The sequence below is a fragment of the Bradyrhizobium sp. WSM4873 genome (genome assembly GCF_055811355.1).
This window is the reverse complement of sequence record NZ_JBVVPS010000039.1, coordinates 1-13,490: the sequence shown is the minus strand read 5'-3', so window position 1 is coordinate 13,490 and position 13,490 is coordinate 1. Positions and strand designations below refer to the sequence as shown.

Genomic DNA, 13,490 nt, shown 5'->3' with positions numbered 1-13,490 from the left:
TCTCCTTGTTGCACTTAAGCGACCGGCGCATCGGGCGCAGGAGCTGCGTCCATGACCGGCTTGGGGCGCCCCTTCCGGAAATAGATGGGCGCAAACGCCTCTTTCTGATTCAGCTCGAGCTGACCTTCGCGCACCAGCTCGAGCGCAGCCGCGAAACTCGAGGCGAGCACCGTCGCGCGCTGCGTCGGATCGGCGACATGCTGAAGCAGAAAATCGTCGAGAACGCCCCAATCGTCCTGCTCGCTGATGCTGCCGACCAGCCGCTCCAGCGTGGCGCGCGCCTCGGCGAGCGACCACACCGTGCGCTTGGCCAGATGCACGTTCGCCAGCACGCGCGACTGGCGCTGCGCGGCATAAGCGGTGAGCAGGTCATAGAGCGTTGCGGTGTATTTCGGATGCTTGATCTCGGCGATCTGCTCGGGCTCGCCGCGCGGGAAGATGTCGCGCAGCAATTGCTGCCGGTTCATCAGCCGGTTGGCGGCTTCGCGAATGGCCTCCAGCCGGCGCAGGCGATTGGCGAGCGCCGTCGCCATCTGCTCGGCGCTCGGGCCTTCCGCACTCGGCGGCTCCGGCAGCAACAGGCGCGATTTCAGGAAGGCGAGCCAGGCCGCCATCACGAGATAGTCGGCGGCAAGCTCGAGGCGGATCTTTCGCGCGGCCTCGATGAAGTGGAGATACTGGTCGGCGAGCGCCAGGATCGAGATCTTGGCGAGATCGACCTTCTGCTGCCGCGCCAGTGCGAGCAGCAGGTCGAGCGGACCTTCATAGCCCTCGACGTCGACCACCAACGCCGGCTCACCCTCGGCGAGCTCTGCGGGCCGCCCGGTTTCAAACGATAGGATTTCTGCGGTCATGCCGATGCCGTGTTTGCCCGTGCGATCAATGCGTCCAGTTCGGCGCGTGCGGCCGCGCGATCGAACGGCTGCGGTCCCTTGCGCGCCGCGAGCGCGGCGTCCGCCCGCTCCAGCGCCCTGCCCGCCAGTTCGGGTGTCTGGCCGGCGACCTCACGCATCTCCTCGATGTTGCCGTTGCAATGCAGGGCCATGTCGCAACCGGCCGCAAAAATCGCGCGGGTCCGCTCGGCGATATTGCCCGACAGCGCATTCATCGACACGTCATCACTCATTAACAAACCCTGGAACCCGATAGTGCCGCGAATCACCTCAGCGATCATTGTCGCAGATGTCGTCGCCGGATGGGCGGGATCGACCGCGCTAAACACAACATGTGCAGTCATGGCCATCGGCAAATCCGCCAAAGGCTTGAATGCCGCGAAGTCCGTGCGATCCAGTTCGTCTCGCGGCGTGTCGACCGTCGGCAGATTGAAATGGGTATCGGCCGTAGCGCGGCCATGGCCGGGGATGTGCTTGAGCACCGGCAACACGCCGCCCTGTTCCAGGCCCTCGGTGACCGCGCGGGCGATCGCGGCGACTTTTCCCGGTTCGGTGCCGTAGGCCCTGTTCCCGATGACGGCGTTGGCGCCAGCCACCGGCACGTCGGCCAGCGGCAGGCAATCCACGGTAATGCCGAGATCTGCGAGATCGACCGCGATCAGCCGTGCGCTGAGGCGCGCCGCGGCCAGCCCGAGCGCCGAATCAGTATCGTAGAGATCCGCGAAAACAGCGCCCGGCGGATAGACCGGCCAATGCGGCGGACCTAGGCGCTGCACCCGTCCACCCTCCTGGTCGATCAGGACAGGGGCATCAGCGAAACCCGCGACCGCCCGCAATTCCGCAACGAGTGCAGCAACTTGAGCCGGCGTCTCGACGTTGCGCTTGAAGAGGATGAAACCCCATGGGCGTTCGCTGCGGATAAACTCCCGCTCGGCGGCGGTTAGTTCCGTTCCGGAAACGCCGGTAATGAAGGCCCGCGTGCTCATACGGCCGATTAACCCTGACCCGCGAGAGGGTCAAGGAAACGGCTGTTAATTCCTCTGGACGAAGCAGGCAGACAGGCCAGCGGATTTCAAACTGTTGCAGGCTTGGTTCGCCTCTTCGAGCGAGCCGTAGGGCCCAGCGAAGGCGCGGTAGACGATTCCCTTGCCCTTGTCGGTGAGGTCGACCCGCTTGACCACCGGTGCGCGGGAGCCCAGCACGCTGCCGTACTTGCTCTGAAGCACCCGGTAGGAGGCGTGGGCGCTATCCTCGGTCTGCTGCGATGAGACCTGCACGACGTAGCCGCCGCCACTGCTGCTCGGGGGCGCAATTTGCGTCGGATTGGTCGCAGCCATCCGCTGCGGCGGCTCCGCAGCCGGCGCCGATTGCGGCGCCAGCGAGAGCGGCTGATTCGCACTGGCATTGGCCGAGGTCGGCGGCGTGCGTGGTGCAGCCGGTGCCGCAACGGGCTTCGGGAGAGCTGCCGGTTTCGCGACCGTGGCGGCTTGCGACGCGGTGGCGTCGGTCTGATCGCCCTTCACGGCCACGGTCCTGATCGCGCGCGGCGAATTGTTCGGCAGCGTGCCGTTGCTCGGATTCGGGCCCGCACTCGACAGCGGAATGCTGGACGGCGACACGCTCGCCACCGGCGGCGGGTTCGCGTTCTGGTTCAGCGGTGGGAACACGACGCGGGGACCTCCCGCCTTGGCGTTGACGTCGACAGGCGCCTCCTCGCGCGGCACGATCTTCTCGGTGCCATCACCGGTGACCATACGGTCCGGCACCTTGGCCGAGGAATCCGACGGCGCCGGCACGATTTTGGTCGGCGTGTTGTCCGCCTTGATGATGGGCGGCTCGCCGCTGCGGGGCGAGCCCACATAGGTCTTGTAGGCGAACGCAGCGCCGGTCCCGACAACGGCAAGCGCCAGGATCGCCGCGACCGTCATCATGCCGCCACGCTGCTTCTTCGGCTCGTCGAGATCGGCCTCGGGATAGTCGCTCTGGAATGCGTAAGGATCGTCAGGATAGGCGGGATCGCGCTGGTAGTCCTGCTCGCCTGCCTCCAGCCGTCCGTAGAGCGCATCGTCGTAGCGCGCCGAATCGGGCTGCTGATAGGCTTGCTGCTGATAGGCTTGCTCTTGGTAAGCCTGATCATGCTGCTGGTAGGCCTGATCCTGATAGGCAGGAGGTTGATAAGCAGGAGGTTGATAGGCCTGATCCGGATAGGCCTGCGGCTGACGAAAATCAGGTTCGGGCTCGGGCGCAGTCGGCTGGGCTGAATAACGATGCAGTGGATGAACCGGGCTTACGGAAGCGGGATAGGAAGGCTCAGCTGGCGCCGTCTGCGGCTGCACATTGGCGCGCCGCATCCATGAGGGCGGTCCGGGCGGCGGCGGAGGAGCCTGCTCAGCATAGTCCTGCTGATCATCGTCCTGCCGATAGTCGTCGTCCCGATAGCTCTGAACAGGCGCAGGCGCTGCTGGCGGGTGCGCGCCGGGCCGTCCTTGCGCTGCGAACGGATCGGTCTGCCCGATCAAACGGGCAAGTTCGGCCAAGGGATCGCCGCTCGCATGCTGATCGCCACCGCGACCATAGTCATCGGAAGGAAACGGTCTGTCCTGATATCGTTCGGCCATCGTGATGATGCGTCCCTTCGGGAAAGCCGCGCGCCCCTCGACCAAGGCACGGCTTTCGACCCACAAGGCTTTCAACCAAGTCTAAGCGATCCGGCTTCTGCCGGTTACCCCCGAAATCCCTTAAGTAGTTCGCCCCAAACTACCGCATCTCGTCCGGAGCATGGACGCCGAGGATGGCGAGGCCCGATGCCAGGACAGAGACGACGCCCTGGACCATCGCCAGCCGCGCCTTCGTTAGATCTGCATCATTATTGATAATGAAGCGTAAATAGGGCAAATCGCGCCCCTTCGTCCAAAGTGCGTGAAATTCGCTCGCTAAGTCATAGAGATAGAAGGCAATTCGGTGCGGCTCGTGGGCGCTTGCCGCCGCTTCCAGCATGCGCGGAAAAATTGCGAGCCGCTTAAGAAGGTCGAGTTCAGCCGGGTCTGACAGCCGTTCCACCGCCGACTCACCGAGCCAGGCGATGCGCTGTTCCGTATCCACCGGGAGTTCCGGGAACACCTCGGCCCGGGCGTTGCGGAAGATCGAATGGCCGCGGGCGTGGCCGTACTGGACATAGAAGACAGGGTTGTCGCGCGACTGTTCCATGACCTTGGCGAGATCGAAGTCGAGGACCGCGTCGTTCTTGCGGTAGAGCATCATGAAGCGGACGGCGTCCTGGCCGACTTCATCCACCACCTCACGCAAGGTGACGAAGTCCCCGCTCCGCTTGGACATTTTCACCGGCTCGCCGTTGCGCAGCAACTTCACGAGCTGGACGATCTTGACGTCGAGCGCCCCCTTGCCGGAGGTCGTCGCCTTCACCGCCGCCTGCATGCGCTTGATGTAGCCGCCATGGTCGGCGCCCCAGACGTCGATCATCTCCGCGAAACCACGATCGAACTTATTCTTGTGGTAGGCGATGTCAGCGGCGAAGTAGGTGTAGGAATTATCCGACTTGATCAGCGGGCGATCGACGTCGTCGCCGTAAGCGGTCGCCTTGAACAGCAACTGCTCGCGATCTTCCCAGTCCTCGGCCGGGGCCCCCTTTGGCGGCGGCAGACGGCCCTGGTAGACGTCGCCCTTGGCGCGCAGGAAATCGATGGTCTCGGCGACCTTATTGTTGCCGGCGTCCTGCAGCGAGCGCTCGGAGAAGAACACATCATGGCGGATGTTGAGCGCGGCGAGATCGTCCTTGATCTCGTCCATCATCATCGCGATTGCCTTGGCACGTACCGTCGGCAGCCACGCGCCCTCGCTCATGGCGAGGAGCTTGTCGCCGTGTTCCTGTGCCAGCGCCTGCCCGACCGGCTTCAGATAGTCGCCGGGGTAAAGGCCTTCCGGAATCGCGCCGATGTCCTCGCCGAGCGCCTCGCGATATCTGAGGAAAGCGGAGCGGGCGAGCACGTCGACCTGCGCGCCGGCGTCGTTGATGTAATATTCGCGCGTGACGTCACGGCCTGCGAACTCGAGCAGGCTCGCCAGCGCGTCGCCGAACACGGCGCCGCGGCAATGGCCGACATGCATCGGTCCGGTCGGGTTGGCGGAGACATATTCGACGTTGACCTTGGAGCCGCCGCGGACACGGCCGTAATCGGCGCCCTCGCCCAACACGGTCCGTAGCGCCTCGGCCCATGCGGCCGGCTTCAGCGTCAGGTTGATGAAGCCGGGACCGGCGACGTCGACCTTGGTGATCAGCGGGTCCGCGCGCAGCCGTTCGGCGATCTGCTCGGCGAGATCGCGCGGCTTTGCCTTTGCCTCTTTCGCAAGCACCATGGCGGCATTGGTCGCCATGTCGCCGTGGGAAGCATCGCGCGGCGGTTCGACCACCACGCGCGAGAAATCGATGCCCTCGGGCCAGTTGGCTTCCGCCGCGAGCGCGCGGCAGACGGCGTGCACGCGTGCGAGCACGTCGGCGAACAGGTGCAGTGCTGAGGATGTGTCGGGCATGGGCGCCGCCTAACGCAAATCCGGGGTCGAGTCAAAGAGCCGCTGGTGCTCGGTCAGGGCGAAACGGTCGGTCATTCCGGCAATGAAATTCCCGATCCGGCGAGCCCGGTCGCCCTCATTGTCCGCCTCCGCCCCGACCAGCCATTCCGGCGGCAGCTCGCCGGGCGATGTGAGGTATTTCGCGAACAGGTCGAACAGGATCTGTTCCGCCTCGCCCATCACCCGCATGACCCGCTTGTGGCGGTACATGTGCTGATAGAGAAAGCGCTTGATGGCGGCCTCCTCCTCGGCGACCGCGGCGGGGAACGCGATCAGTGCCCGGCTCTGCTGGCGCACGTCCTGGGCGGATTGCGGTTTCACGGCGGCAAGGTTTGTCTGCGCCTCGGCGAACACGGCACCGATCAGGTGCGAGATCAGCTCACGCACCAGCTCGGCGCCGCGCCTGACGTCTTCGAGATGAGGGTAATGCGCAGACGTCTCGGCGATGATCTCCGCGGTCAGCGGCATCACCTTGAGGTCGTCGAGGTGAAACAGACCCGCGCGCAGGCCGTCGTCGATGTCGTGGGCATCATAGGCGATGTCGTCGGCGATCGCGGCGACCTGTGCCTCCAGCGAGGCGAAACTCCACAATTCGAGATCGTAGGTCTTGATGTAGTCGGCGATGCCGACGGGAATGCCGTGCTCGCGATAACGCCCGACCGGCGCACCGCTGCGATCGGTCAGCGGGCCGTTGTGCTTGACGATGCCTTCTAGCGACTCCCACGTCAGGTTGAGCCCGTCGAATTCGGGATAGCGGTGTTCCAGCGCCACAACGACGCGGAGGGTCTGGGCGTTGTGGTCGAAGCCGCCAAAATCCTTCAGGCAGGCGTCCAGCGCCCGCTCGCCGGCGTGCCCGAACGGCGGATGGCCGAGGTCGTGGGCGAGCGCAAGGGTTTCCGTGAGGTCCTCGTCCAGCCCCAGCTGCCGCGCCAGCGCCCGGGCGATCTGCGCCACCTCCAGCGAATGGGTCAGTCGGGTGCGGTAGTGGTCGCCCTCGTGGAACACGAACACCTGGGTCTTGTACTTCAGCCGGCGGAACGCGGTGGAATGGATGACCCGGTCGCAATCCCGCCGGAACGGGCTGCGGGTCCGGCTCGGCGGTTCCGCAACCAACCGGCCGCGACTGCGCTCGGGATCGCAGGCATAGGGCGCGTGGGGGGCAGCCATTCCGACGGACACGGCGAATTTAGTCCCTATCCATTTGATTCTGCGTATGGTGGCACTTAACTATGCCGGACGCGGGATACCAACTGAATTGGGCAAGCGACCCTCAGGTGACCTTGGTGTGACCGCGGGGCTATCGGAGACGAACGATGACGACTGACGTGACCATCAGTGACAAGGCCGCACGCCGGATTGGGGAGATCCTCAAGGGCGAAGGGTCTGGCGCGATGCTGCGGATCTCGGTCGAGGGCGGCGGCTGCTCCGGCTTCCAGTACAAGTTCGACATTGACCGTGCCCGCACCGACGACGATCTCGTGATCGAGCAGGACAATGCGGTGGTGCTGGTCGATTCCGCCTCGCAGCCGTTTTTGGCGGGGTCGCAGGTCGATTTCGTCGACGACCTGATTGGCGCCTCGTTCCGGGTCAACAATCCCAACGCCACCGCGTCCTGCGGCTGCGGGACCAGCTTCTCGATCTGACGCCGCCGGCTAAGCGCCGGTGATCTGCCTTTCCTCGTCCGTCCAGTCCGCCTCGACCGGCATCTGCTCTGGCTGAAGCGGTGCGTCCTCCGACACCCGTTGGCCGTCCAGCGCACGAAGCAGCGCCGTGACCAGCGCAGGCTTACGCAGCGGTTTGGCGAGGAAGTCGGACATCCCCGCATCGCGACAGATCCTGACGTCCTCGGGGAAGGCATTGGCGGTCAGCGCGATGATCGGCAAGGCCGCGAACCGTCCGCCCTCGGCGCGGATAGCGCGGGTCGCGGCGAGGCCGTCCATCTCGGGCATGCGCACGTCCATCAGCACGATGTCGTAATCGCCTTCGGACACGGCCGCGACGGCCTCGACACCGTCGGTTACGGCGCGCAGTTCGACATCGAAGGCACCGAGCATCTTGCTCACGACCATGCGGTTGACGGCGTCGTCCTCGGCGACCAGCACCTTCAGCGGTCGGTCGAGGCCTGCGATGCGCGCCTTGAGATCGTCGGCTTCCTCGCGGCCTGCGTCGTGATCGGACGTTTGCACCTGACTCCACGGCAACACCAGCGTGAAGCGGAAGGTCGAGCCTTCGCCCGGCGTCGAGGTGACGCCGATGGTGCCGCCCATCTGCTCGATGATGCGCCGGGAGATCGCAAGCCCAAGCCCGGTGCCGCCGAAGCGGCGGCTGATCGAGGCGTCGGCCTGGGCGAAGTCGGAGAAGAGCTGCCCGAGCTTCTCGGCGGCGATGCCGATACCGCTGTCGGTCACGCTCCATTCGACGGTGGCGAGCAGATCGCGGCGGGCCTGACAGACAGCTGCGATTGTGACTTCGCCTGCGTCGGTGAACTTTACCGCGTTGGCGGCGAGATTGAGCAGGACCTGGCGGATACGTGCGACATCGCCGCGCAGCGTCGGCGGCAGGTTGGGATCGAGCTCGATCTTGACGGCGAGCCCCTTGCTCTTGGCGCCCGCGCGCACGACGGTCGCCACGGCTTCGACCAGCGCCTGCGGCGCGAAGTCGATCACCTCGAACGCGAAGCGTCCGGCCTCGAGCTTCGAGAGGTCCAGGATGTCGTTGAGGATGCGCTGGAGATTGTCGCCGGACTCGCGGATCGTGGTGACGGCTTCGTGCTGCTCCGGATCGAGTTTTGTCTCCAGCAGCATGCTGGCAAGCCCGAGCACGCCGTTCATCGGCGTACGGATCTCGTGGCTCATCACCGCGAGGAAATCCGATTTTGCACGGCTCTCGGCCTCGGCCTTTTCCGCGCGCCAGCGCTCGGTCAGGTCGCGGCCGAAGCCGCGATAGCCGAGGAACTGACCGTCGCGGTCGTAGGCCGGCTTTGCAGTAAGCGACCACAGCCGCGCCTCGCCGCCGGCGACCACCTTGAGGTTCAGCTCGTGCAGCGGTTCGGCGTGCTCCATCAGGCCGACGACGTTGTAGGCCGCGCTCTTGTCTTCGGGGCACAGCATGTCGAGCACGTCGGCGAAATGCGAGCCCTTCAGCAGCGGCAGCGGCAGCTGTGCGACCGCGGCGAAGCGCTCGGGCACGTCGACCAGATGCCCTTCGGCGTCGGTCTGCCACAGCCAATCGCTGGCGTTCTCCTGAAAATCCTTGAGCAGCAGCGAGATGATCTCGGTCTGGCGCTCGAGCTCGAGCTGGGCCTTGAGATTGCCGAGGAACAGATTGCCTTGCGAGACGATGTTGCGCGCCATGAAGAACGCGAACAGCAGCAGAAACACCGCGGTCACGAGATACGGCCCGGCGCCGCACGACAGCAACGCCGCGACGCAGGCGATCGTCGTCGTCGCGAGATAGACAAGGCCCGCGCGCGGGAAGGTCGAGAGCGTGAAGGCGCCGCCGGACATCATGCCGACCATCAGGCAGGCCAGGACGAGCTGGCTGGTCGGCTCGATGCGGCTGAACAGCGCGACCGGCAGCGTGCCCCAGATCGCGGCGAGGAAAAACGCCTGCCGCAACATCTGCCGCGCGGCGCGGGGCGAGTCTTCCTGCGGCGGGCTCTGGTGAGAGCGCCGCCACGCGCGCACCGCGAGTGAGGCGGCGGTCGCGAGGGTCATGCCCCAGATCGCGAGAAAGTCGTTCCAGCCCCTGCCCCAGAACAGGATCAGCACAACGGCGACGTTGAGCATGGTGACGGCCATCGTCACGGGGATCAGTCGTATCACCGCGTCGATCTGCTTGGCGCGGATGCGGCTCAGCTCGCGCTCGCTGAGACCGGCGGTCAGGCCGTCCTCGATCTCGTAGCCGCCGAGCCAGTACAGGAACGCGCCGATCAATCCGTCGCGGGTCTCGGTTCGCTTCATGGATTTGTCCGGCCGTCCCATTCGAAAAACCTTTTCACGATCAATGGCCGAGGCCCGACTTAAGCCGGGTTAATTTTGTGGGAGATTTCGCAGCGTCCTTGACGGGCGCGTTTGCATTTTGTTCTAACCAATGCCCCCGCCCGGAGCCCGTCGAAATGCCCATCAGAATTGCCACCTGGAACGTGAACTCGGTCCGGCAGCGGATCGACCTCCTCCTGACCTGGCTGAAGGAGTGCCAGCCGGACATCGTCTGCCTCCAGGAGATCAAATGCGTGGACGAGGCCTTCCCGCGGCTGGAGATCGAGGCGCTCGGCTACAACGTGGTCACCCACGGGCAGAAGACGTTCAACGGTGTCGCCCTGCTCTCCAAGCTCCCGTTCGACGAGACCAAGTCGGGGCTGGCCGGCGACGACGAGGATGCGCATGCGCGCTTCCTCGAAGGCGTGGTGACGCTCAAGCGCGGAGTGCTGCGCATCGCCTGCCTCTATCTGCCCAACGGCAATCCGGTCGGGACCGAGAAATATCCCTACAAGCTCAAATGGATGTCGCGGCTTCTTGAATATTCGAAGGAGCGTCTCAAGACCGAGGAGCCGCTGATCCTCGCAGGCGACTTCAACGTCATCCCGCATGCCCGGGACGTCCATAATCCCGCCGCCTGGAGCGAGGACGCCCTGTTCAAGGCCGAGACGCGGGAGAGTTTTCAGTCCCTGCTCGGCCTTGGCCTGACCGATGCGCTTCGGGCCGTCACCGACGAGCCCGGGCTCTACACCTTCTGGGACTACCAGGCCGGCGCCTGGCAGAAGAACCACGGCCTGCGGATCGACCATCTGCTGCTGTCGCCACAGGCCAGCGACCGGCTCGCCAATGTCGGTATCGACAGCTATGTACGCAGCTGGGAGAAGCCATCGGACCACGTGCCGGTGTGGGCGGATCTCGATCTTGAGGCGGCGTGAGGCCGCCTCAACCACTTACTCCCGGCGGCCCTGCACCCATTGCTCCAGCATTTGCAGGCACATGGCGCGATCGTCGTCGGAGGCCTTTGCGAAGGCGCGGTTGTAGTTTTCCTTGATCCAGGTCTCGTCGCTGCCCGCGCTGTCACGTGCCAGCGTCAACCACATCAGGCCGCGCGCGGCCTGCCGCGGCAGGCGGTCGCCGTTGAACAGCATCTGGCCGAGCAGCGCCTGGGCCTCGTGCTGCCCCTTTTGCGCGGCGAGCCCAAGCCAGCGTGCGCCGTAGCGGAAATCCTCGCGCGAAGCGTCTGGTGTCTTGAGGTACAGGCGGGCGAGATCGTATTGCGCATCCGCATTGCCGAAATAGGACGCGGCATAGGAAAACATCTCCCGCGCCCGCTCCTGGTCCGGCTTGACCTTCGAATTCGGGATGCCGCTGAGATAATAGCGGCCGAGCGCCACAAAGGCGTTGGCGACGATCTGCGCCTGCGGCGCCGACGGGCTATCCTCGGCATGCGCGTTGGCGATGCGGGTGAAATACTCGAACGCACGCACATCGTCCTGGACGACGCCGTCGCCATTGGCGTACATGCGGCCGAGCTTCCACTGCGCGATGGGGTGGCCACCCTCCGCGGCATATTGCAGGGCGCTGAGCGAGGTTTCCTGGGGCACGACTGGCGGTACATTGCGCACCTTGCCCGCTGCGCCCGGCAAGGTCGTGACCACCGGAATGGTCGCATCCTTCTGGCTGACGGGTGCGCCGTCAAAGGCGAGCGCCGGCGCGGCCAGCGCGGTAGCCCCCAACACAAACGCAACGATGGTACGCCTAGATGTCCGCATAGCACTGTTTCTCGTGCGCGCCGCCCGGATGGGTCACTGCCCCACCGACCGCTGGTCCAACCTGCTGAGCATATTTCCAGAGCGCGCCCGTCGTGTGGTTAGTCGCGCGAGCGGTCCATTTGGTCTTGCGCTGGGCAAGCTCCTGGTCGCTCAATTTTACGTTAAGGGTACCGGCGACCGCGTCGATCTCTATGACATCGCCGTCCTCGAGCAGCCCGATCGGGCCGCCGATGGCGGCTTCCGGCCCGACATGGCCGATGCAGAAGCCGCGGGTGGCGCCGGAGAAGCGGCCGTCGGTGATGAGCGCGATCTTGCCGCCCATGCCCTGGCCGGTCAGCGCCGCGGTGGTCTGGAGCATTTCCCGCATCCCGGGACCGCCCTTGGGCCCCTCGTAGCGGATCACGATGACTTCGCCTTCGCGGTAGGTGCGCTTCTGGACGGCCTCGAAAGCATCCTCCTCACGGTCGAAGCACCTGGCCGGACCGGTGAACCTGAGGTTGGACATTCCCGCGACTTTCACGATCGCACCTTCTGGCGCCAGATTGCCCTTCAGACCGACCACACCGCCGGTGACGGTGATGGGCTTGTCTGCCGGGTGCACCACGTCCTGGTGCGGATTCCACTTCACGCTTTTGAGGTTTTCGGCGATCGTTCGACCGGTAACGGTGAGGCAGTCACCGTGGAGAAATCCGTTGTCGAGCAGCGTCTTCATCAGAAGCGGTATGCCACCTACTTCAAACATGTCTTTGGCGACATAACGGCCGCCCGGCTTCAAATCCGCGACGTACGGTGTCTTTTTGAAGATTTCGGCGACGTCGAACAGGTCGAACTTGATGCCGGCCTCGTGCGCGATCGCCGGCAGGTGCAGTGCAGCATTGGTCGAGCCCCCGGATGCGGCGACCACGGCGGCGGCATTCTCCAGCGCCTTGAGGGTGACGATGTCGCGCGGCCGGATGTTTTGGTCGATCAGCTCCATGACCTGCTCGCCCGCGGTCATGCAGAAGGCGTCGCGAATTTCATAGGGTGCCGGAGCACCGGCCGAGTACGGCAGCGCCAGCCCGATCGCCTCGGAGACGGTCGCCATGGTGTTGGCGGTGAACTGCGCGCCGCAGGCACCCGCCGAGGGGCACGCCACGCGCTCGATCTCGTCGAGATCCTCGTCCGACATCGCACCGACCGAGTGCTTGCCGACGGCCTCGAACATGTCCTGCACGGTCACTTGCTGGCCGCGGAAATTGCCGGGCAGGATCGAGCCGCCATAGATGAAGATCGAGGGCACGTTGAGGCGGACCATCGCCATCATCATGCCCGGCAGCGACTTGTCGCAGCCGGCCAGGCCAACGAGGGCGTCATAGGCGTGGCCGCGGATCGTCAGCTCGACGGAATCGGCGATGCATTCGCGCGACGGCAGCGAGGAGCGCATGCCGTCATGGCCCATGGCGATGCCGTCGGTCACGGTGATGGTGCAAAACTCGCGCGGCGTGCCGCCGGCGGATGCAACACCCTTCTTCACCGCCTGCGCCTGGCGCATCAGGGAGATGTTGCAGGGCGCGGCCTCGTTCCAGCACGAGGCGACGCCGACGAAGGGCTGGTGGATCTGGTCGGTGGTCAGACCCATGGCGTAGAGGTAGGACCGATGGGGCGCGCGCGCAGGGCCTTCCGTCACGTGACGGCTCGGCAGCCTCTGCTTGATGTTGCTCTTCGCGTCCATCGCCAACCAGTTTCCCCGGCCAACCCTTTCAGACCCGAAAAATCAGAGCCAAGATTTGAATCGACCTTTTGGATCGACCTTGGGGATTTCCGTCGCCTTCCAGGACCACCGCTGCCGCTAAAACATTCGAGTGATTTTATTCATGTTCAGGTGTGGCCAAAAAGCGGCGTTCATGCGAACGGACAGAGATGATGGTTAAATCCATGACGGGTGTTGCATGGACGGCACAATCGTGGCCTGGAGGACACGGGCGAGCTTACTGCAATACCCCCGGCGGGAGGACAATCCACAACTTCAGGTTTCCAGTACGTGCCTGCGCAGCAACTTCGGCGCGACGCCAAGGCGCAGCCAGGGGTGAGTCGGCGCATCATCCCCCCCGCGCGTGCCCCTACGTGCTGCAAAGGCCTCTGCGCTGCGCATCGGAGACGCAAGGGTGGAGTGGTGCGCACACTCTCTCAAAGCGTCTTTGCGAGTATGAGGTGACGGCTTCGTCCTCCCAGCACCACTGTCATTCCCCGCGAGAGCGGGGAATCCAGTACGCCGCGGC

Annotated in this window: 10 protein-coding genes; 2 read left to right on the top strand and 8 right to left on the bottom strand. The window is 65.0% G+C overall.

From position 1 onward, the window contains the following. Positions 1-14: 14 nt before the first annotated feature. From AC0L21_RS32830 to AC0L21_RS32810, 5 genes are all read right to left on the bottom strand, one after another. Positions 15-854 carry a segregation and condensation protein A gene (locus AC0L21_RS32830; RefSeq protein ID WP_473265817.1) on the bottom strand — a complete coding sequence of 280 codons (840 nt, stop codon included), beginning with the start codon at positions 852-854 and terminating at the stop codon, positions 15-17. Further along, positions 851-1,879: a beta-N-acetylhexosaminidase gene (gene nagZ / locus AC0L21_RS32825; RefSeq protein ID WP_473265816.1), complete on the bottom strand. Its 1,029-nt coding sequence runs from the start codon at positions 1,877-1,879 to the stop codon at positions 851-853. Before nagZ ends, AC0L21_RS32830 begins: the two co-directional genes overlap by 4 nt. A gap of 45 nt (positions 1,880-1,924) precedes the next feature. Then, positions 1,925-3,511 (bottom strand): SPOR domain-containing protein, encoded by a 1,587-nt coding sequence (locus AC0L21_RS32820; protein WP_473265853.1) that lies wholly within the window; start codon positions 3,509-3,511, stop codon positions 1,925-1,927. Positions 3,512-3,650: 139 nt separating this feature from the next. Beyond that, positions 3,651-5,441: an arginine--tRNA ligase gene (gene argS / locus AC0L21_RS32815; RefSeq protein WP_473265815.1), complete on the bottom strand. Its 1,791-nt coding sequence runs from the start codon at positions 5,439-5,441 to the stop codon at positions 3,651-3,653. Positions 5,442-5,450: 9 nt separating this feature from the next. Beyond that, positions 5,451-6,659, bottom strand: coding sequence for a deoxyguanosinetriphosphate triphosphohydrolase (locus AC0L21_RS32810; protein ID WP_473265814.1), 1,209 nt, complete (start codon positions 6,657-6,659; stop codon positions 5,451-5,453). Between the two features lie 134 nt (positions 6,660-6,793). Between AC0L21_RS32810 and erpA the strand changes: the two genes are divergently transcribed. Continuing rightward, complete coding sequence (gene erpA, locus AC0L21_RS32805; protein ID WP_007610737.1) at positions 6,794-7,123, top strand: iron-sulfur cluster insertion protein ErpA; 330 nt, start codon at positions 6,794-6,796, stop codon at positions 7,121-7,123. 9 nt (positions 7,124-7,132) lie between these two features. On the opposite strand, the gene AC0L21_RS32800 is transcribed toward erpA, so the two are convergent. Then, positions 7,133-9,463 carry an ATP-binding protein gene (locus tag AC0L21_RS32800; protein ID WP_473265813.1) on the bottom strand — a complete coding sequence of 777 codons (2,331 nt, stop codon included), beginning with the start codon at positions 9,461-9,463 and terminating at the stop codon, positions 7,133-7,135. Between the two features lie 134 nt (positions 9,464-9,597). Here AC0L21_RS32800 and xth point away from each other — a divergent pair, with 134 nt between their 5' ends. Further along, entirely contained in the window at positions 9,598-10,395 is a 798-nt protein-coding gene (xth, locus tag AC0L21_RS32795) for an exodeoxyribonuclease III (RefSeq protein ID WP_473265812.1), read from the top strand. A gap of 15 nt (positions 10,396-10,410) precedes the next feature. On the opposite strand, the gene AC0L21_RS32790 is transcribed toward xth, so the two are convergent. After that, the gene (locus AC0L21_RS32790; RefSeq protein ID WP_473265811.1) at positions 10,411-11,232 is read right to left on the bottom strand and encodes a tetratricopeptide repeat protein; all 822 of its coding nucleotides are present in this window, start codon (positions 11,230-11,232) and stop codon (positions 10,411-10,413) included. After that, positions 11,219-12,943, bottom strand: coding sequence for a dihydroxy-acid dehydratase (ilvD, locus tag AC0L21_RS32785; protein ID WP_473265810.1), 1,725 nt, complete (start codon positions 12,941-12,943; stop codon positions 11,219-11,221). The genes AC0L21_RS32790 and ilvD overlap by 14 nt, the downstream gene beginning before the upstream one ends. Between the last annotated feature and the right edge of the window lie 547 nt (positions 12,944-13,490).

Excerpts from the sequence above, each read along its gene's own strand:
- AC0L21_RS32830 (WP_473265817.1), bottom strand. The coding sequence starts at position 854 with ATGACCGCAGAAATCCTATCGTTTGAAACCGGGCGGCCCGCAGAGCTC.
- nagZ (WP_473265816.1), bottom strand. The coding sequence starts at position 1,879 with ATGAGCACGCGGGCCTTCATTACCGGCGTTTCCGGAACGGAACTAACC.
- AC0L21_RS32820 (WP_473265853.1), bottom strand. The coding sequence starts at position 3,511 with ATGGCCGAACGATATCAGGACAGACCGTTTCCTTCCGATGACTATGGT.
- argS (WP_473265815.1), bottom strand. The coding sequence starts at position 5,441 with ATGCCCGACACATCCTCAGCACTGCACCTGTTCGCCGACGTGCTCGCA.
- erpA (WP_007610737.1), top strand. The coding sequence starts at position 6,794 with ATGACGACTGACGTGACCATCAGTGACAAGGCCGCACGCCGGATTGGG.
- AC0L21_RS32800 (WP_473265813.1), bottom strand. The coding sequence starts at position 9,463 with ATGGGACGGCCGGACAAATCCATGAAGCGAACCGAGACCCGCGACGGA.
- xth (WP_473265812.1), top strand. The coding sequence starts at position 9,598 with ATGCCCATCAGAATTGCCACCTGGAACGTGAACTCGGTCCGGCAGCGG.
- AC0L21_RS32790 (WP_473265811.1), bottom strand. The coding sequence starts at position 11,232 with ATGCGGACATCTAGGCGTACCATCGTTGCGTTTGTGTTGGGGGCTACC.
- ilvD (WP_473265810.1), bottom strand. The coding sequence starts at position 12,943 with ATGGACGCGAAGAGCAACATCAAGCAGAGGCTGCCGAGCCGTCACGTG.